Origin of the sequence: Siminovitchia fortis, from assembly GCF_003605365.2 — a bacterium.
Taxonomy (GTDB): Bacteria; Bacillota; Bacilli; order Bacillales; family Bacillaceae_C; genus Siminovitchia; species Siminovitchia fortis.
In genome coordinates this window covers 1-19149 of sequence record NZ_QYTU02000019.1, presented here as the reverse complement: position 1 = coordinate 19149, position 19149 = coordinate 1, and the positions used below count along the sequence as shown (strand labels likewise).

Below are 19149 nucleotides of genomic sequence, written 5' to 3'. Positions count from 1 at the left end.
ACACATAATGGGTAACAAAAACGTTTGGAAAATAGCTTTTATTGTGTTGGCTGCCGCTAACTTGCTATTTGTTTGCGGCATTGGATTGCTCCTGTTTTTATCATCGGATCAAAAGGAGATTCCAAAAAACGCTTCGGATACGGGTACCTATTCGGAATTTACGATAGATACCCATAAAGAGGATTTGAACGACCTTATCAATTATTATATTGAAAAGGAAGGCCTGAATGGGCCCATTCATTATAATGTTTTTTTGACCGATGAGGTCGAGCTTTATGGAGAGGTTTCTGTATTTTCACAAGCCATGCAGTTGAAAATGACTTTTGAGCCGAAAGCTTTGGAGAATGGCGATCTTGTGCTGGAACAAAAGGATGTTTATTTGGGCGATGTAAAATTGCCGGTATCTTATATAATGAAATTTATACGGGATGCCTATAAATTGCCGCCGTGGGTCATTATCCAGCCAAATGACCACCAAGTATACGTGGCGCTGCAGGAAATGAGACTTAACAATGGCATTCAAGTAAGGGTGCAGGAATTTGACCTTGAAAAGGATAGGATATCTATGAAGATGCTTGTTCCCACAGAATAATTTGTATTGTACAAGGAGGGGTAATAATGGGAGCAGATGATCGGCTGCAGCTTGCAACATTTGCAGGTGGATGCTTTTGGTGTATGGTCAAACCATTTGACGAAATGCCCGGGATTAAAAAAGTTATATCTGGCTATACTGGCGGAACAACTGTTAATCCTACGTATGAACAGGTCTGTTCAGGGTTGACAGGCCACACGGAGGCCGTTCAAATCACGTTTGATCCAACAGTCATTTCTTATGACAAGCTTCTTGATCTATACTGGATGCAAATCGATCCGACCGATGCCGGTGGACAATTTTACGACCGGGGCGATTCATATCGCCCAGCCATTTTTTACCACAATGAAGAACAGCGGGTTTTGGCAGAAGAATCAAAGAAAGATCTGGACAAAAGCGGAAAGTTCTCAAAGCCTATAGCAGTAGCGGTTGAGCCGGCCAAGCCTTTTTATGAGGCAGAAGAATATCATCAGAACTTTTACCGGAAAAATCCCGAACGCTACACTGCTTACCAACATGGGTCAGGAAGGGCACAATTCATTGAGCGACACTGGGGTGAACAAAATGGAACAAAATGAGCTGAGAAAAAAGTTGACGCCGCTTCAATATGAAGTGACGCAGAATAATGGAACTGAGCCTCCTTTTCATAATGAATACTGGAATAACAAGGCGGAAGGGATATATGTAGATATTATTTCGGGAAAGCCATTGTTCAGTTCAAAGGATCAATATGATGCCGGCTGCGGTTGGCCAAGCTTTACAAAGCCGATTGAGGAAAGTGAAATATTGGAGAACCAGGACTTCAGCCACGGTATGATACGAACGGAAGTAAGAAGCAAGACTGCTGATTCCCACTTGGGGCATGTATTTCCGGATGGACCAGGGCCTGCGGGGCTGAGATACTGTATAAACTCCGCCGCTCTTCGCTTCATACCCAAGGAAAAGCTGGAAGAAGAAGGATACGGTGAGTTTAAAAAGCTTTTTGAATAGGCCGTTGCCTCTAAGCAAATAACCCTCAATTGTTTAAAAAATGGGCAAAAGCACATGCGGTCCGCGAAACACCTACATAGTATATGGATGAAGAGACCATATGAAATGATTGGGGAGTGATGACATGTACTATGGCGGATATGGGGGATATGGCGGCTGCGGATGTGGATGCGACGGCTTCGTATCGCCTGCGTATGGCTATGGTGGAGGTTGTGGATACGGCGGGTTTGGTTTCGCAGGCGGCTTTGCGCTGATTGTTGTGCTGTTCATCCTGTTGATCATCATCGGCGCCTGCTGGGTTAATTAAACGTATTTGAAAATCATGAAACACGAAAAGCGTAAAAATCTTTAAGCAGCGAGCCCCCTGAAAATAGGGGGCTTTTTGAAACTGGCTTTGCATACATTTATAGAAAGACAAACAATGTTTTTGCCTGCAAGGGCTTTTGGTTTACATGTGCTGGACAATCCATTATATTGGATGAACAAGAAAGCTGAAAGGCGTATGGGATCATGAAGAAATCTTTTTATCACTTTTTACTTAAATACCGGCAGCCGGAACCAAAAGATGAATTAAGTTTTTTTGCGGAAGAAGTTTATAAGGATCACGACTTTCCAAAAGATTCGCAGGATTATTATGAAATCAGCGAATACCTTGAATTGAACGGAAGCTATAAAACAACATTATCGGTTTATGATGAAGCTTGGGAGCTGTATTTGGAAGCAGAGAATAAAAAATAGAGAAAAGGGGCGGAATGAAATGCGCGAAATCGATGTGTTTATTGATACAGAAGAAATTGCCGAATTTTTTTACCAAGAACTTATCAAAAGGGGTTTCATTCCTGCAGAGGACGAGGTAAGGGAGCTTGCGGATATCACGTTTGAGTATTTATTGAAAAAAGACATCATTGCAGAAGAATCAGATGATTGATCATCAATAAAAGGGGAAGCTGAGGCTTCCCCTTAATGATGTCTTCATTTCATTGAAAACTGAAGGTTTGTTCCTTTAATACTTCTTCCCTCGTTTTATAAAAATCCCCGAGAAAGTGTTTTTCAAAAGCAGCTGCAGCGGATATAAGGCGCTGTTCATTCAGCTTTGCCCCAACAAACTGAACACCGACTGGAAGCTTATCGTCACTGAGACCGGCGGGAATAGAGATGGCCGGGTGTCCGGTCAGGTTAAAATAAGATGTGTATCGGATGAAGCAATTAAAAATAGGTTCTGGTTCATCGGTCAATTGAATAATTTCTTCTCCGACAGGTTTCGGGAGAGCCGGCAGGGTGGGGGTTACAATCAGGTCAACTTCATTGAATAAACGATTGAATTCGGCCGTTATTTGTTCTTTTCTTGTAAGGGCGTTAATATATTCGATTGCCGAAATTGCCGAGCTCGATTCCATGACAGCTTTTACATCATTTCCGTATTTGTCTATATTTTCGGCAATCCTTTCTCTATGAACATATCCGGCCTCTGCCATCGCCACTGTAAAAGTTAATGAGCCTGCCTCTTCAGCATGTGGCAGCTCTACTTCAAAAAGCAAGGCTCCCAGTTTTTCGAGCTTTTTCAATGTATCCTTATATACTTCCAATATTTCTGGTTCCATCCGGTCTGTAAAATAAGTGGAAGGAATACCGATTCTCCAACCTTTTAAAGTAGTATTTTCATATGTATAGCTTGTATTCGTCATTGCTTCCATAACTAATGCCAGGTCAGCAGTATTTTTCGCAATAGGACCGGTATGGTCCATTGACCACGAAATGAGAGTGGTACCGGAATTATTGATCAGACCGTGCGTCGGCTTTAATCCGATCAGTCCGCAGCAGGAGGCGGGGATTCTGATGGAGCCTCCCGTATCTGTTCCTATGGAAGCCGCACTTAAATTGGCTGCGACTGAAACGGCAGACCCACCGCTTGATCCCCCGGAAATATAGTCTGGATTCCAAGGGTTCCTCGCAGGTCCGTAAAAAGGGTTATTGTTTGTTATTCCAAAGGCAAATTCATGCATATTCGTTTTTCCGATCATGACGGCCCCTTCGTTCTGAAGTTTTTGAATGACGGGAGCATTTTCAGTTGGAACAAAGTCGCGGTCAATGATTGATCCGCTTGTTGCCGGTATTCCTTTTACATAGATATTGTCCTTATACGACAACGGTATTCCTTCGAGCTTTCCAGCCTGTCCTATAGACCAGCGGGATTCCGCTATTTTCGCTTGGTTTAAGGCAGTTTCTTCGGTCAATTCAATAAAGGCGTTAAGCGCTTTTGCCCGCTTTGTCCTGTTAATATATTCTCTCGTGACCTCAACAGGCGAAAACTTTTTTGCCTTGTAGCCTTCAAGCATTTCCTTGATTGACATCATTTTAAAACCTCCATCTATTTTAATTGTCCGGCAGCTGAGACTATTTTATCATATTGGCGACAGTATTTATCCAAATTTCAAAAAGTTTGGTTGATTTAATATAACAAAAAATATATAATTCGTTTATAAATTGATACAAATAAACAGCCCTTGCTAAAAATTACACTGAGAATCGTTTGCAAAGGTGACGAAGGAGGGAGTTTTTATGAACAAAGTGGATGAAAGAAAAGTTCATCAATCATTCTATGATGAGATTTTTTCCGTTTTGGAACAGGAGCCTTATGCCCGGCATTTGGGAATAAAGCTGGAGACGCTAGGGGAGGGAACAGCATCTGCTGCATTGGAAGTACAAAAACATATGCTTAATTCGCACGAAACGGTGCATGGCGCTATCCTGTTTGCTTTGGCAGACTATGTATTTGCTTCGGCCAGCAATTCTTATGGGAAGACAGCCGTAGGGCTGACTACGACCATGAATTTTATGGCACCTGCACAAGAAGGAGATATATTGCGGGCTGAAGCAACAGAAGAAAAGAGGAGCAACAGGCTTGCCTGGTATAAGATTAAAGTGTTTTGTGAGGATGAACTGCTTGCGACAATGGATGCAACGGTATATCGTAAAAATGATTTTTTTGTTTCAGTAGAAGAAATGGAAAAAGGGACCGGCTTCAAGAAATGAAGCTGGTCTCCTTTTTTCCTCCCAGATAAGCGTCCCTGACGCGCGGGTCTTTCATCAGTTCTTTTGCATTTCCTTTTATGACTATTTCTCCCCGTTCTATGACACAGGCACGGTCCGCTACCTTTAAAGCCGCTTTGACATTCTGTTCGACCAGTATGATCGTTGTATTGAAATCATTCCGCAGATGATCAAGTATGTTCATGATGTCTTTCACAATCAACGGTGCCAGTCCCAATGAGGGTTCGTCCAGCATCATCAGCTTAGGGTTCGACATCAATCCGCGGGCAATGGCGAGCATCTGCTGTTCGCCGCCGCTCAACAGACCGCCGGGCCGGTTTTCCATTGTTTTTAATTTCGGGAACAGTTCATAACAGCGGTCGATGTCTTTTTGTAATGTTTTTTTACTTTCTTTCAAGCGATGATAGGCTCCAAGCATCAAGTTGTCTTTAACTGAGAGTGAGTCAAATATTTGGCGCCGTTCCGGGACCAGGCAAATACCCTTCTTAACAATCTCCTCAACTTTCTTTTTCCCGATATTTTGGCCTTCGTACACGATGTCGCCTTCCTTTTGGAGATAAACACCCGCAATGGTGCCGAGCAACGTGCTTTTTCCGGCTCCGTTGGAACCTACGATGGCAAATATTTCACCTTTTTCAAGCTCAAATGAGATGCCTTTTAAAACATGCAGATACCCGTGATACGTATGAATATTATTGACCTGCAGCATCTATATCGCCTCCTCATCATCTGTTCCCAAATAGGCAGCGATGACTTTTTCATTTTCATAGATTTCGGCAGGTGTACCTTCAGCTATTTTTTTCCCGTAATCTATTACAACAATTCGGTCGGATATGCCCATCACCGTCTCCATATCATGCTCGACAAACAGGAATGACATGCCTTCTTCTCTCATTTGCCGGATAACCTGTACGAGCTGTGCAGACTCCTGGGGGTTTAAGCCGGCCATCGGTTCATCCAGCAAGATCAATTTCGGTGAGGAGGCTGCAGCTCTGGCAATTTCCAATAAACGTTGGTTTCCGTATGGGAGAACTTTGGAGTCCTCATGGGCCAGATCGGCAATTCCCACTTTTTTCAAATAATGCATGGCGATATCAAAAGCTTGCTTTTCCTCTCTCCGTACAAGCGGCAGTCGAAAACCGGAAGCTAAAAAGCCAGTTTTCAAACGGCAATGCACACCGGTCATTACGTTCTCAACAACAGTCATATTTTCAAACACCTGCAGGTTTTGAAATGTCCGGGTAACTCCCGCTTTCGCGATTTGAAAAGGCTGCTTTCCCGTTATTTCCTTTCCGCTGAAATAGACTTTGCCTGATGTTGGAGGCAATACCCCCGTAATCATATTGAACAAGGTTGTTTTTCCGGCACCGTTCGGGCCGATGACTGCAACGATTTCACCAGGATTAAGGTGAAAGTCGACATCATTGACCGCTACGACCCCTCCAAATGACTTTGTAAGTCCATTCACTTCCAGCAAGGGATTGCTCATCATTTACTACCTCCTGCCGATACTTTGGGTTCATTCTTTTTCTCGATGGACGGACGATCTTTTTTTCTGTTAAAAGGAATCAGGTTCCACAGTTTTCCCAATACCGGCGCAAGTCCCTGCGGCATATATATCAAAATGACTACAAGCAATATCCCGAAAAAGATGATCTGAAATTCTCCGCCGACACTCGGGAGAATCGCAGGGACAATATCTTTCAATCCTTCATTAAGCAGAACGTACACAATTGCGCCGATCATACCGCCCCAAATACTGGAGGAGCCGCCGATGACAACCATGATTAACAGGTTGATCGACTCCATGGCTGTAAACAGTTCCGGATTGATGAATGAGACATAATGGGCATACAGGCTTCCGGCAATGGAGGCATAAATTGCACTCAGGACAAACACCTTTAATTTATACTGCTGAATATTGACTCCGATGGAATTGGCAGCAATATCGCTTCCGTGTATGGATCTTAAAGCCCTTCCAACCCGGGAGTGGATGATGTTGCTGGAAAACAGAATGCTTAAAAGAAGGATAAGCCAAACCAAATAATAAAACTTCATATCCGTATTGAAAGAAAAGCCGAAAAGCTCAAAAGAAGGGATGCCAAAAAATCCGTTTAATCCCCCTGTAAGCGATTTAAACTCTTTGAAAAAAACAAATATGATAATGCCGAACCCCAACGTTGCCAGTGCCAAATAGTTTTCTTTGAGTTTCAAAGTAGGGATTCCGATAATGACAGCAATCGCCGAAGCAATCATAATACCTGCCAGGATGCCCAATATACTTGGCAAACCGTACGTACCTGTAACAATGGCCGCCGAATAGGCACCGATTCCATAAAACGCCGCGTGCCCCAATGATATTTGGCCTGCGTACCCCATTAGCATCGTCAGGCCGGAGGTCACGATGGCATATAAACCGATCATAATCATGACACTCAGCATGAAAGAATTTGCAAAAAACGGAATGACGGCGAGAGCCGCAACCAAAATGGCTATTCCAATCAATTGTTTTTGCTGGCTATGTCTACTCATCATATGCTTATACCCGCTTTCCGCTTGCTTTGGCAAATAGCCCGCTTGGTTTGAAAAATAAAACCAATAATAGCAAGGCAAAAATAACAGCATCCTTGTAGCCGGAAGTCCAAAGGCCTTCTGTGAACGATTCCAAAATACCGATCATGAAAGCACCGATAATGGCTGCAGGAGCATTGGTCAGGCCGCCGATGACAGCTGCCACAAAAGCCTTTACTCCCAGCATGAGGCCCATCTCATAGGAGGCGCCTGAAATGGGAGCTATGATAATTCCGGCAACTGCTCCCAATCCGGCACTGACGGAAATCGAGAGGAAGGACATCCATTCCGGCTTGATGCCCATCAAGCGGGCCGCGTTGCGATTGACAACACAAGCCGTAACGGCTTTTCCTACAAATGTTTTATTGAAAAAGTAGAACATTGCAATCAAACTGATGACCGAAATACCGATGGCCCACATGCTTTGGGGGAGCAAAACAGCATTCATTATATTGATTGGATCGTTTTTAGTGAACGGGGCAAGTGACTTAGGCTGGGTTCCCCAAAGCAGGATAGCCAGCCCGCGCATGGCGATGGCTACTCCGATTGTAATAATGATAAGAGTGGGCAAGGAAGAATTCCTTGCAGGATATATGGCGGTCCTCTCAAAAACTCCGCCTATCAGAATCACTATCAAAATGCTTAGAACAATTGCGACGGGCATGGGCATGTTCATAGACACAAATGTGATGGCGAACATGGCGCCAAGCATGGCAAATTCTCCTTGGGCAAAATTCAGAACGCCGGTAATATTATATGTTATGACAAAACCGATAGCGATAAGAGCATAAATGCTCCCAATCGTTAAGCCTGAGAAAACCAATTGAAGTATTTGGGTTAAGAGCTCCATCCTCTAAACTCCTTTCAGGGTGATTGCAAAGAAAATAATTATTAAGAACAAAGGCGCAAGCGCCTGTTTATCGACGTACAGACTGGAGCGCTTCTGACGAGATAAAGGAAACACGCGCAGCGGAGCGATGTTGACTTATCGTAGGAAGAAGCGTGAAGTCTGCTAGTCGATAGGCGCTGGCCGTCTTAAAGCGCCACGTCCTGTGGCGCCGGCGGCACTAGGACCTCCTGTCCGTCGGAGCCGGACGTAGCACAAAAAGATAATGAATTATCAACAACCTAAGCGCTTTATAATTTCCTATACCAGGAGAAAGCAGGGAATAGAATATATTCCCTGCCATACGATCAATCTCCTTTTATCCAGCTGCCATCCTTGATTTCAATCATTGCCAGGCTGTCGGATTTAAGACCGTTATGGTCATCGGCTGACATGTTGAATACGCCGGATATTCCGACAAAGCCTTCGGTATTCTCCAATGCATCACGCAATTTTTCCTTATCAGTTCCAGCTTCCTCCAATGCACTGACCAAAATATGGACAGCATCGTAGGCATGTCCGCCAAAAGTACTTGCCGCCTTGTTATATTTGCTTTCATAGCTTTCTTTAAACTGGTTCAGCACTTCTTTTTGTGGATCGCTGTCTTCAAGCTCATCGACTACAAGCAGTTTGCCGGCAGGGAAGATGACGCCGTTTGCTGCATCCCCGGCAAGTTCGATAAACTCTTTCGTACCGATTCCATGACTTTCAATGATCGGGATATCCAAGCCGATTTCACGTATGTTCTTAGTTACCACTGCAGATTCCTGGGCTGTTCCCCAAACGATGATCGCTTGTGGATTGGCTTTTTTAACCCTTGTAAGCATGGATTTTGCATCGTTTACAGTCGCTTCGAATTCTTCCTCAATGACAGCTTCAATTCCATATTCATCTTTTAGCTTTTCAAACTCCTCATGGCCGCTTGTACCATATGAATTCGCAACACCGAGCCACGCGACTTTATTTAATTTTTCCTCTTCCAAATATTCCAATAATTTCGGAACAACTACGTCATCACCTTGCGCAGTCTTATAAGTCCAGTCACGCGGTGAGTTGTCGTCAGGCTTATTTACCTGTTTGCTCGCAGCAAGAGAAATATATGGCACCTGTGCTTTTTCAGCAAGAGGAATCATCGCCAGGCTGTTACCGCTGATCGTTCCGCCGATGATCGCTGTAACTTTTTCCTGTTCAATCAACTTTTTCATACCCAAAACGGCTTCGTTTTGGTCAGATTTGGAATCTATGGAGATGAGTTTGATTTTCTTTCCGTCGACCCCACCTTTCTCATTCACTTCATCTATGATCATTTTGATCGTTTCTTCTTCCGGTTTTCCAAGTGGAGCAGCACTGCCTGATGCGTCTATGATGCTGCCAATTTTAATCTCTCCGGACTGATCCCCGCTGTCGGAGTTTCCGCCAGAAGCTTCCTCTTTATTTCCGCATGCCGCCAGTGCAGCTACCAAAACAAATGTCAGCAGGCCAAAAAGCCATTTTTTCATATTCTTCATATACTTTCCCCCCTTGAGCACAGTAAAATAAGTGTGAAAATTTCATGTTTTTTCGCATTTCCTTAGGTTGCAGATAGGCAAGCTTGTCTTTGTTTAAATCACCTCCTTAAAACCGATTTATTACAAAAGAAAAACGGATGGCAAGAAAGCCCTTACAACTTGAGACAAAGATACCATAATAAAAAAATGTTGTAAACATAAAATTTGAAAAATTGCAAGTATATGACAAATCTGAGGTTAAATGAAGAGGATTCTTGGATATAGGAAATAAAAATATAAAAGAATGATTATAAACACATCAAATTTTCCGAAAAAATGGTTGACTTTTTTTAGGCAAAAGATTAAATTACAAATATAACATATTTACTTGGAATCGACTCATCTTTGTTACATTAAAGCTGAAAAGAAATACAAATGGAGGTAGATTCAATGATTTATAACCCTGAAATGGAAACGCTGTCAATTACAGAGAAGGAAGAGTTGCAATTTGTACGATTACAGGAAACATTGAACAGGGTTTATAACAAGGTGAAATTTTATAAAGAGAAGTTTGATCAAAATGGAATAAAAATAGATGATATTAAAAGTATAGGGGACATATCGAAGCTGCCTTTTACAAAAAAGCAGGACCTGAGGGATCATTATCCTTTTGGATTGTTTGCGGAACCGATAGAAAATATTGTCCGTCTGCACGGATCATCCGGGACGAGCGGAAAGCCGACAGTCGTAGGTTATACAAAAAACGATATTAGCGTTTGGTCTGAGCTGATTGCAAGAGCTATAGCGGCAGCGGGCGGAAGCAAAGGCGACATATTTCATAATGCTTATGGATATGGGCTGTTTACCGGGGGTTTGGGGCTGCACTACGGCGCTGAGCAGTTGGGAGCTGCGGTAGTGCCCATTTCCGGCGGAAATACAGAAAGACAGATTTTGGCCATTCAAGACTTTAAGCCAAAGGGACTTGGATGTACGCCCTCCTATGCCTTAAACATTGCTGAAAAAATGGAGGATATGGGCCTTGATTCAAGGGATAACAGCCTGAAGTATGGAATTTTCGGGGCGGAACCATGGTCGGAAGAAATGCGCGCAACGATTGAAGATATGCTCGGAATAAAAGCGGTCGATATTTACGGTTTAAGTGAAATTATGGGACCGGGAGTATCAATCGAATGCCATGTAGCACAGGACGGCCTTCATATTGCCGATGACCACTTTCTTGTAGAAGTGATAGATCCTGAAACACTCGAGCCGGTGGAAGACGGAAAGGACGGAGAACTTGTTTTTACAACCCTTACTAAGGAAGCGTTGCCATTAATCAGATACCGTACAGGAGATATTGCTTCCATCACGCGCGAAAAATGTGAATGCGGAAGGACAACGGCAAGGATGTCCAGGGTGAAGGGAAGGACTGATGACATGATCATCATTCGTGGAGTGAATGTATTCCCTTCCGAAATGGAGCGCGTACTCTTGCAAATCGAAGGCTTGGCTCCCCATTATCAAATCAAACTGGTCAAAGACGGCCCGATGGACTGTGCAGAGCTGCATGTTGAAATAAGTGATGAACTATATTCCGGAATAAATGGAGATCTAAAGTCTGAACAAGTGCAGATTCTTGAAAGAAAAATAAAGCAAGAAATTAAATCGGCCTGCCTCGTTTCGGTAAAAACGATGATCGGGACGCCTAAGAGTATTCCAAGGTCGGAAGGCAAAGCGATAAGAATCGTTGACTTGAGAAAATCAGGGCCGGTAATGCTTTCTTAATCCGATGCCAAAAAGGAGTGCTTTAAAATATAAATGGATAATAAAACATTTGATATAACGATTATCGGAGGCGGGCCTGCCGGAATGTTCACTGCTTTTTATGCAGGTCTAAGACAGATGTCAGTCAAAATTGTCGAGAGTCTGCCCCAACTGGGCGGGCAGCTCACGGCTTTATATCCTGAAAAGTATATCTATGATGTAGCCGGATTTCCAAAGGTCCGTGCACAGGAGCTGGTCGACAACTTAACGAACCAGATGCAGATGTTTGAGCAGGAAATATGTCTGGAAGAATCAGTAGAATCTTTAGTAAAGGCAAACGACGGTACCTTCATATTGACTACGGATAAAGGAAGGCATTTTTCACGCACTGTCATTATCACTGCAGGAAACGGGGCTTTCCAGCCTAGAAAGCTCCCATTGGAAAAAGCGGCGAAGTACGAACAAGAGAACCTTCATTATTTCGTGGATGATATGGCAAAGTTTTCAGGAAAGCGAGTCCTTGTTTTCGGCGGCGGCGATTCGGCAGTGGATTGGTCGCTTATGCTTGAGCCGATTGCCAAACAAGTTAATATAGCACATCGAAGGGATAAATTCAGAGCACATGAACACAGCACAGAATTACTTCACCAATCCTCTGTCAATATTTTTACACCTTATGTGGCCTTGGATCTGATAGGCGACCGGCAGATTGAGCAGGTCATTTTACAGCACGTCAAAACAAAAGAGGAAATTTCAATCGATGTGGATGACGTTTTATGTAATTACGGATTTGTCGCTTCTCTGGGTCCTATCAAAGACTGGGGGCTGGAAATCGAAAAGAATTCAATTGTAGTTGACTCAAAGATGGAAACCAATATCAAAGGTGTATATGCCGTGGGCGATATCAATACGTATGAAGGCAAAGTCAAATTGATTGCCACCGGATTCGGAGAAGCCCCGATTGCGGTCAGCAATGCGAAAGTTTCAATTGATCCGTCATCAAGGGTCCAGCCGATTCACAGTACAACAGTCATGGAAAACAAAAAGGTGAATGTTTAATAAGAAAAGCGCAAGCGCCTTGCCCATCGACGTACAGACTGGAGTGCCTCCGACGAGATAAAGGAAACACGGCGAGGAACGAGCCGATGTTGACTTATCGTAGGAGGAGGTGCGAAGTCTGCTAGTCGATAGGCGCTGGAGCTAGACAACAAATAGCTTTGTTCAAAATTTTAAAACGAAAAAATCTTATACTTTCTTAATTCATTTATTCAGTAAAAAAAAGGAGGATGCCGATTATGCCGAAATATACTATCGTCGATCAGGATACATGTATTGCCTGCGGTTCTTGCGGAGCTTGCGCACCCGATATTTTTGATTATGATGAAGAAGGCCTGTCATATGTGATCCTGGATGATAATACGGGTACGGAGCAGGTGCCGGAGGAATTGTACGACGATTTGGAAGATGCCTGCGACGGATGTCCGACAGATTCAATTAAAGTTGCGGATGAGCCGTTTGAAGGACAGGTCGAGAAAGCGGGATAAAATAAGTCTTTTCATCATATTTCAAGGGGAGAACGATTGATTTTAATATAACAATAACATACAATAACGTTAAAACCTTGTTATGCAAACTGGGAGGTTATATATATGGCGGGCTTGATGTATGCCGAAGAAGCTGTGGAAGCAGAAAAATTGCAAAATTTTATCGAAAGAATCGAAGCAGGAGATAAAATTGAAGCTGATGACTGGATGCCTGAAGAATATCGGATAGCCCTGATCAGATTGATTTCCATGCACGGAATCAGCGAAATTATGGGAGCGCTCCCCGAAAAGGAATGGGTGCCAAAAGCGCCGTCGTTAAGAAGAAAACTTGGAATTATGGCAAAGGTTCAGGACGAAATGGGGCATGGCCAATTATTATTGAGGGTAGCCGAAGATCTATTGAAGCCATATGGAAAAAACAGGGATGACTTGATGCAAGATCTTTTTAAAGGAGATTTGAAGTTTCATAATGTGTTTCATATGAAAACGGTAACATGGGCCGATGCAGGTTTGATTGGCTGGCTGGTGGATGGAGCGGCGATCATTACGCAGACAAACATGCTCGGAGCATCATATGGACCATATGCCAGGGCTCTTCAGCGCATTTGTGCAGAGGAAGTATTCCATGCCCAGCATGGTGAAGCGATTATCATGGCGCTTGCTGAAGGAACCGAAGAGCAAAAGCAAATGATCCAGGATGCCCTCAACCGCTGGTGGGATGCCTTATTGATGTTTTTTGGCCCGGCAAGCAGCGATACGACAGGGCAATCCAAGCAGGACGTTACCATCAAGTACAAAATCAGGACGAAAACGAATGAGCAATTCAGGCAGGAATTTTTCAACAAGTACGTTCCCCGGATTCTTTCACTGGGATTAACCATTCCGGATCCAACGCTTAAATATAATGAAGAGGAAGAAAGATGGGAATACAGGCAGCCGGACTGGAATGAATTCAAAAAGATCATCAAAAATGAAGGGCCCAGATCCCAGGCACGCTTGAATTTAAGAAGAGTTTCTTATGAAAATAACGCATGGGTGCGGGAAGCGCTCAGCCAAGCATAGGGAGGAAAAGTCATGACTGCCGGAAACACGTTCTATCATGAGTATGAAGTATTCAGCAAACGCACCGCAACATCACCGATCCAGCATCAATTCTGCCTGTTGGCGCCAAATGAAGAAATAGCACTGGTCATGGCGCAGGAGAATTTTATGCGGCGAGAACCCGTTGCCGATATATGGGTCGTAAAGCGGGATCATATCCGCACTTTAGATCCGGAAGAAAAAAGAAGCGTTGCCCGTTTGGATAATAAGGATTACCGTACAGCCAAAGGCTACGGCTATCTGAAAAAGAAATGGCGGCAATATGAACAGAAAATGCTCGATGAGAAAGAAATTCTTTCATGGGGAGGGGACGGATAGAAATGACAGATGTTAAAACCGATGTGAAATTTAAAGAGGCTGTTGCAGATTTGTTATTTCAATTGGCAGATGATGATTTTCTGATTTCGTTTCGGGGCTCCGAGTGGCTCGGATTGGCTCCTCATATCGAGGAAGATGTGGCGTTCTCCTCCATCAGCCAGGACACTATGGGTCATGCAACCATGTTTTACAGTTTACTGGAGGAACTGGGTTATGGCACAGCGGATGAGCTGGCGCATTTGCGCCCTTCCAAGGAACGCAGAAACAGCATTCTTGCGGAAAGGCCGAATGGTGAAGGCTATTATATGGAAACGCCCAAGTATGATTGGGCTTACGCCGTAGTAAGAAACTACTTTTATACCACTGCAAAGAAAGTGAAAATAGATTCATTGAAAAACAGTTCATATAAGCCTGCGGCCGAAATGGCAGCGAGGGTGAACTTGGAGCTCTTTTACCATTCGCTCCATTGGAAAACTTGGTTTGTACAGCTCTTGAGCTCCTCCGACGAGGCAATCGAGAGAATGAAAAATGCAATCGATGAAGTTGTCAAAGACTTTGGAGATATTTTTGCGTTTGGAAAATTGACGAAAGACATTTACGACTATGGTTTGATTGAAGAAGGTACAGTTCTGAAGAAAAGATGGTTTGCCGAGCTGGAAAAAGCATACACATCCCTTGATTTGGAGCTTCCTGAAATCCCTGAAAAACCGAAAATGAACGGGCGGATCGGGGAGCATTCGAACGACTTGGATTCCGCTCTTGAAACCCTTTCGGAGGTGTACCGTCTGGATACTGCCGCTTCATGGTAATATGCAAGAGGAGTGATCAATGATGAAGACAGCCATGCCCCTTTCCAAACATGCCATATTGGAAATCTTGGATACTGTCAAAGACCCGGAGATTGATACAGTCAGCGTAATTGATTTGGGAATGATCGAAAATATCCATATAAATGACAGGAAGGTGACAGTGGACGTACTGCCGACATTCCTTGGGTGTCCGGCTTTGGAAATTATCGAAAGGAATATCGTAAAAGCCATTGAGGCTTCTACCCCGGCAGAAACAGCGAAAGTCCGGTTCATTTATGATCCGCCATGGACATCTGACCGAATTACACTAAAAGGCCACGAAGGCCTGAGAAAATTTGGAATTGCACCTCCGCCCCGGCATATGGAAGAAGATGGCACTTGGCATGTTGACTGTCCGTACTGCGGGTCAACTTATGTGACGATGGAAAATATTTTTGGTCCGACAGCCTGCAGAAGCATCTTATACTGCAAATCTTGCAAAAATCCATTCGAAGCGATGAAACCGATTTCGAACATTTGAATAATGGTTTAGACACTGTACGAATAGAGGATGACAAGTTTTCTATTCGTACTTTTTTACAGGGAGGAAAACGAATGATTCAAAACATTACGGTGGCCGGTTCCGGCGTTATGGGAAGAGGCATAGCATATGTGGCGGCAGCGGCCGGCCACTCAGTCAGCCTGACTGATGTAAGCGGGGAAGCCCTTCTTAACGCTAAAGAAGAAATAATGAACATTGCAGAGAAAGGATTGGCTATAGGGAAGCTGACGAAGGAAAGCTTTGCACATTTAAAAGATCATTTAGTGTACAAGACAGACTTGGAAGAGGCGGCTTCTCATGCGGATCTGATCATTGAAGCTGTTCCGGAAAAAGCCGAGATAAAGAAACAGGTGTTTGAAGCGATGGAGGAATCCGCACCAGGACACTGTCTGTTTGCGACAAATACATCAACGATGAGTCCAACAGAAATTGCCTCTTATGCAAGACGGCCTGAGAAAACAATCGCCATGCACTTTTTCAACCCGGTCCATAAAATGCCTTTGGTTGAAATCGTCAAGGGATTGGAAACGAGTGAAGAAACTGTAGAAGCGATTAAAAATACCGCAGAGAAGATGGGAAAACAAACTGTTGTCATTAATGAGTTCCCGGGTTTTGTCACAAGCAGAATCAGTGCCCTCGTAGGGAATGAAGCGTTCTACATGCTTCAGGAAGGCCTTGGCACGCCGGAGGATATCGATAAGGCGATAAAGCTGGGCTTGAATTACCCGATGGGTCCTTTTGAACTGGCTGATCTTGTAGGATTGGATGCACGCCTGAACAACCTGAAATACCTTCATGAAAAACTCGGTGAAAAATACAGGCCGGCACCGCTGCTTGAGCAATATGTAAAAGCCGGCAGATTAGGGCGGAAAACCGGAAAAGGCGTATATGACTATACAAATAACGAAAAGAGTTGATAGAAAAATGAGGGAAGTTGTGATAGTAGATGCTGTCAGGACACCGTTTGGCAGGTATAAAGGGGCATTGAAAAACATCCGGCCGGATGATTTGGGCGCTATCGTCATCGAAGCCTTGATCAATCGCAACACTAAACTTCCGAAAGAGGAAATCGAGGAGGTTGTTCTGGGAAATGCAAACCAGGCAGGGGAAGACAACAGAAACGTTGCCAGGATGTCCGCATTATTGGCCGGGCTTCCCTTAAATGTTGCAGGAACGACTGTCAACAGGCTATGCGGTTCGGGACTGGATGCGGTGATGTATGCTGCAAGGGCTATTGCCGTTGGCGACGGGGACATTTTCATCGCCGGCGGAACGGAGAGCATGACAAGGGCACCGCTTGTCATGGCCAAGCCTGATAAAGAGTTTCCGCGCGGTTCAATGGAACTTCAAGATACGACTATCGGGTGGCGATTTACCAATCCAAAACTGAAGGAAATGTACGGGGCGGACACCATGCCGGAAACGGCGGAAAATGTTGCTAAACGATTTGGCATTTCCAGAGAAGAGCAAGACGAGTTTGCTTTGGAAAGCCAAATGAAAGCTAAAAGGGCGTTGGAAGAAAACGTTTTTAAGGAAGAGATAGTTCCCGTCGTTTATACGGACAGAAAAGGGAATGAAATCATTGTGGATCGTGACGAACATCCTCGTCCGGATACTACATTTGAGAAACTATCCAAATTAAAGCCTATTTTTCCAGGGGGAACAGTCACTGCTGGAAATGCTTCCGGCGTGAATGACGGAGCGGCGGCCCTTTTGTTAATGAGCAAAGAAAAGGCGGAAGAGTTAGGATTTAAGCCCCTTGTAACGTATAAAGTTGGAGCCGTAGCAGGCCTTGAACCGGCTGTCATGGGGCTTGGGCCGATCTACTCGAGTAAAAAGGCCCTGGAGCGGGCAGGATTAAGTGTGGATGATATGGATTTGGTGGAACTTAATGAAGCTTTCGCTTCTCAGTCTTTGCAGTGCATGAAAGAGCTTTGCCTGGACAAGGAGAAGGTAAATGTAAATGGAGGCGCCATTGCTTTTGGGCATCCTCTTGGTGCCAGCGGGGCAAGAATTTTAACAACCTTGATTTACGAAATGAAAAGGCGGGATTCAAAGTACGGTCTTGCAACAATGTGTATCGGGGTTGGACAGGGAATTTCAGTCATCGTTGAAAATAAAGTCTAATTAAGAAAAGCGCAAGCGCCTTGCCCATCGACGTACAGACTGGAGTGCCTCCGACGAGATAAAGGAAACACGGCGAGGAACGAGCCGATGTTGACTTATCGTAGGAAAGCTACTACTTGAAATGGCCTCGTGTGATGCTTCCTCGAGTTGGCGTCGTGCAGCTTTGCGACGAGGCGAGCCAAACATCCTCGAATAAGCTACGCCGCAGGAGCACACCAGGTGCGAAGTCTGCAAGTCGATAGGCGCTGGAGCTAGACAACAAAAGGCTTTGTTCAAAATTTAATGCTAAAACATCTTATACTTTCTTACTCAGTTTAAAAAAGTTTGGGCAGCAAGACATCCAGAAACTGTTTTGCTTATTCTTTATGTTAGGAATGTTATAATTCAGATAAAAAGAAGAGAGTGACGGATGTATGGGCCTTAACACACAATCGATGATCTTTACAATATATGGTGATTATATTCGCCATTATGGAAACAAAATTTGGATCGGCAGCCTGATTCGGCTGCTGAAAGAGTTCGGCCATAATGAACAGGCTGTTCGGGTGGCTGTATCAAGGATGGTCAAGCAGGGGTGGCTGCAATCGGAGAGGCAGGGAAATAAAAGCTTCTACTTTTTAACACCGCGCGGTGTCAGTCGTATAGATGAAGCGGGCCGGAGAATATTTAAGCTGGACCCCCATGAATGGGATGGAAAATGGAGAATGCTTATGTATTCAATCCCGGAAGAAAAAAGACAAATCAGGGATGACTTGAGGAAAGAACTGCTTTGGAGCGGCTTTGGGAGCTTCACGCACAGCTGCTGGATTTCTCCCAATAATTTGGAGAAAGAAGTGGAATGGCTGATTGAAAAATATGAAATCCAGGAATTTGTGGATTTTTTCACATCTGAATATATCGGACCGAAAGATAATGCCGAATTAGTCAAGAAAAGCTGGCCATTGGAAGAAATTGAAGAAAAATATGAGGAATTTGTTTCAGTGTACGGCAAACAATTCATTATCCATCAAAGCTTGCTCAATGAAGGAAAAATGAGTGATGCCGACTGCTTTGTCGAAAGAACCAAACTGGTGCATGAATACCGGAAGTTCCTATTTGTAGATCCGGGATTACCAAAGGAATTGCTGCCGCCGATGTGGAGCGGCAACCATGCGGCATTGCTTTTCAGGCAATATTATCAGCTGCTGGCAAAACCGGCGAGCGATTTTTTCGAAGCTGTATTTGAAAAGGGGAATGACTTGCGGAAAAAAGATGAGGCTTATGACGCGAATGACCATCCCTATATTGTCAAATGAAATGGCCTGCCTTCTGAAAACGCGGAGGCAGGCAAAGATGTATTACCCTGAATTACGAAAGTAAAATCTAGTA

At 44.1% G+C, this 19149-nt stretch carries 22 protein-coding genes and 1 pseudogene; 17 read left to right on the top strand and 6 right to left on the bottom strand.

The window, feature by feature from the left end; translation table 11 throughout:
- Positions 1-7: 7 nt before the first annotated feature.
- The 6 genes and pseudogenes from D4N35_RS09765 (at position 8) to D4N35_RS09740 (ending at position 2510) form a co-directional block, all read left to right on the top strand.
- Positions 8-592, top strand: coding sequence for a YpmS family protein (locus tag D4N35_RS09765; RefSeq protein WP_120072973.1), 585 nt, complete (start codon positions 8-10; stop codon positions 590-592).
- A gap of 26 nt (positions 593-618) precedes the next feature.
- Complete coding sequence (gene msrA / locus D4N35_RS09760) at positions 619-1170, top strand: peptide-methionine (S)-S-oxide reductase MsrA (RefSeq protein ID WP_120072970.1); 552 nt, start codon at positions 619-621, stop codon at positions 1168-1170.
- Entirely contained in the window at positions 1157-1582 is a 426-nt protein-coding gene (gene msrB, locus D4N35_RS09755; protein ID WP_120072968.1) for a peptide-methionine (R)-S-oxide reductase MsrB, read from the top strand. The genes msrA and msrB overlap by 14 nt, the downstream gene beginning before the upstream one ends.
- A gap of 232 nt (positions 1583-1814) precedes the next feature.
- Positions 1815-1889 (top strand): annotated as a pseudogene (locus D4N35_RS18405) (YjcZ family sporulation protein); the annotation flags it as partial.
- 203 nt (positions 1890-2092) lie between these two features.
- The gene (locus tag D4N35_RS09745; protein ID WP_120072963.1) at positions 2093-2320 is read left to right on the top strand and encodes a YozE family protein; all 228 of its coding nucleotides are present in this window, start codon (positions 2093-2095) and stop codon (positions 2318-2320) included.
- 19 nt (positions 2321-2339) lie between these two features.
- Complete coding sequence (locus D4N35_RS09740; RefSeq protein WP_120072961.1) at positions 2340-2510, top strand: YozD family protein; 171 nt, start codon at positions 2340-2342, stop codon at positions 2508-2510.
- A 49-nt stretch (positions 2511-2559) separates the two neighbouring features.
- On the opposite strand, the gene D4N35_RS09735 is transcribed toward D4N35_RS09740, so the two are convergent.
- Positions 2560-3936, bottom strand: coding sequence for an amidase (locus D4N35_RS09735; protein WP_120072959.1), 1377 nt, complete (start codon positions 3934-3936; stop codon positions 2560-2562).
- A gap of 205 nt (positions 3937-4141) precedes the next feature.
- Here D4N35_RS09735 and D4N35_RS09730 point away from each other — a divergent pair, with 205 nt between their 5' ends.
- Positions 4142-4615: a hotdog fold thioesterase gene (locus D4N35_RS09730; protein ID WP_120072957.1), complete on the top strand. Its 474-nt coding sequence runs from the start codon at positions 4142-4144 to the stop codon at positions 4613-4615.
- On the opposite strand, the gene D4N35_RS09725 is transcribed toward D4N35_RS09730, so the two are convergent.
- From D4N35_RS09725 to D4N35_RS09705, 5 genes are all read right to left on the bottom strand, one after another.
- The gene (locus D4N35_RS09725) at positions 4605-5342 is read right to left on the bottom strand and encodes an ABC transporter ATP-binding protein (RefSeq protein WP_120072954.1); all 738 of its coding nucleotides are present in this window, start codon (positions 5340-5342) and stop codon (positions 4605-4607) included. The two genes, D4N35_RS09730 and D4N35_RS09725, sit on opposite strands and share 11 nt — an antisense overlap.
- Positions 5343-6122: an ABC transporter ATP-binding protein gene (locus D4N35_RS09720; protein WP_208646292.1), complete on the bottom strand. Its 780-nt coding sequence runs from the start codon at positions 6120-6122 to the stop codon at positions 5343-5345.
- Positions 6122-7168, bottom strand: coding sequence for a branched-chain amino acid ABC transporter permease (locus D4N35_RS09715; protein WP_120072950.1), 1047 nt, complete (start codon positions 7166-7168; stop codon positions 6122-6124). Before D4N35_RS09715 ends, D4N35_RS09720 begins: the two co-directional genes overlap by 1 nt.
- A gap of 4 nt (positions 7169-7172) precedes the next feature.
- Positions 7173-8054 (bottom strand): branched-chain amino acid ABC transporter permease, encoded by an 882-nt coding sequence (locus tag D4N35_RS09710; RefSeq protein ID WP_120072947.1) that lies wholly within the window; start codon positions 8052-8054, stop codon positions 7173-7175.
- 344 nt (positions 8055-8398) lie between these two features.
- Positions 8399-9589, bottom strand: a complete 1191-nt coding sequence (locus tag D4N35_RS09705; protein ID WP_120073068.1) for an ABC transporter substrate-binding protein — start codon at positions 9587-9589, stop codon at positions 8399-8401.
- A 438-nt stretch (positions 9590-10027) separates the two neighbouring features.
- Here D4N35_RS09705 and D4N35_RS09700 point away from each other — a divergent pair, with 438 nt between their 5' ends.
- The 10 genes from D4N35_RS09700 to paaX all read left to right on the top strand — a co-directional run bounded on the left by D4N35_RS09700 (position 10028) and on the right by paaX (position 19076).
- On the top strand, positions 10028-11362 hold the full coding sequence (locus D4N35_RS09700; RefSeq protein ID WP_120072945.1) for a phenylacetate--CoA ligase family protein: 1335 nt from the start codon (positions 10028-10030) through the stop codon (positions 11360-11362).
- Positions 11363-11395: 33 nt separating this feature from the next.
- Complete coding sequence (locus D4N35_RS09695) at positions 11396-12400, top strand: NAD(P)/FAD-dependent oxidoreductase (protein ID WP_120072943.1); 1005 nt, start codon at positions 11396-11398, stop codon at positions 12398-12400.
- Between the two features lie 236 nt (positions 12401-12636).
- Positions 12637-12885, top strand: coding sequence for a ferredoxin (locus tag D4N35_RS09690; RefSeq protein WP_120072941.1), 249 nt, complete (start codon positions 12637-12639; stop codon positions 12883-12885).
- Between the two features lie 105 nt (positions 12886-12990).
- Positions 12991-13947: a 1,2-phenylacetyl-CoA epoxidase subunit PaaA gene (gene paaA, locus D4N35_RS09685; protein ID WP_120072939.1), complete on the top strand. Its 957-nt coding sequence runs from the start codon at positions 12991-12993 to the stop codon at positions 13945-13947.
- A gap of 12 nt (positions 13948-13959) precedes the next feature.
- Positions 13960-14304 carry a 1,2-phenylacetyl-CoA epoxidase subunit PaaB gene (paaB, locus tag D4N35_RS09680; RefSeq protein ID WP_120072937.1) on the top strand — a complete coding sequence of 115 codons (345 nt, stop codon included), beginning with the start codon at positions 13960-13962 and terminating at the stop codon, positions 14302-14304.
- A gap of 2 nt (positions 14305-14306) precedes the next feature.
- Complete coding sequence (gene paaC / locus D4N35_RS09675) at positions 14307-15113, top strand: 1,2-phenylacetyl-CoA epoxidase subunit PaaC (RefSeq protein WP_120072935.1); 807 nt, start codon at positions 14307-14309, stop codon at positions 15111-15113.
- A 22-nt stretch (positions 15114-15135) separates the two neighbouring features.
- Positions 15136-15633, top strand: coding sequence for a 1,2-phenylacetyl-CoA epoxidase subunit PaaD (paaD, locus tag D4N35_RS09670; RefSeq protein ID WP_120073066.1), 498 nt, complete (start codon positions 15136-15138; stop codon positions 15631-15633).
- 74 nt (positions 15634-15707) lie between these two features.
- Positions 15708-16571, top strand: a complete 864-nt coding sequence (locus D4N35_RS09665; RefSeq protein ID WP_120072933.1) for a 3-hydroxyacyl-CoA dehydrogenase — start codon at positions 15708-15710, stop codon at positions 16569-16571.
- A 7-nt stretch (positions 16572-16578) separates the two neighbouring features.
- Positions 16579-17781 carry a thiolase family protein gene (locus D4N35_RS09660; protein ID WP_120072930.1) on the top strand — a complete coding sequence of 401 codons (1203 nt, stop codon included), beginning with the start codon at positions 16579-16581 and terminating at the stop codon, positions 17779-17781.
- 413 nt (positions 17782-18194) lie between these two features.
- Positions 18195-19076: a phenylacetic acid degradation operon negative regulatory protein PaaX gene (gene paaX / locus D4N35_RS09655; protein ID WP_120072928.1), complete on the top strand. Its 882-nt coding sequence runs from the start codon at positions 18195-18197 to the stop codon at positions 19074-19076.
- The last annotated feature ends 73 nt before the right edge of the window (positions 19077-19149 follow it).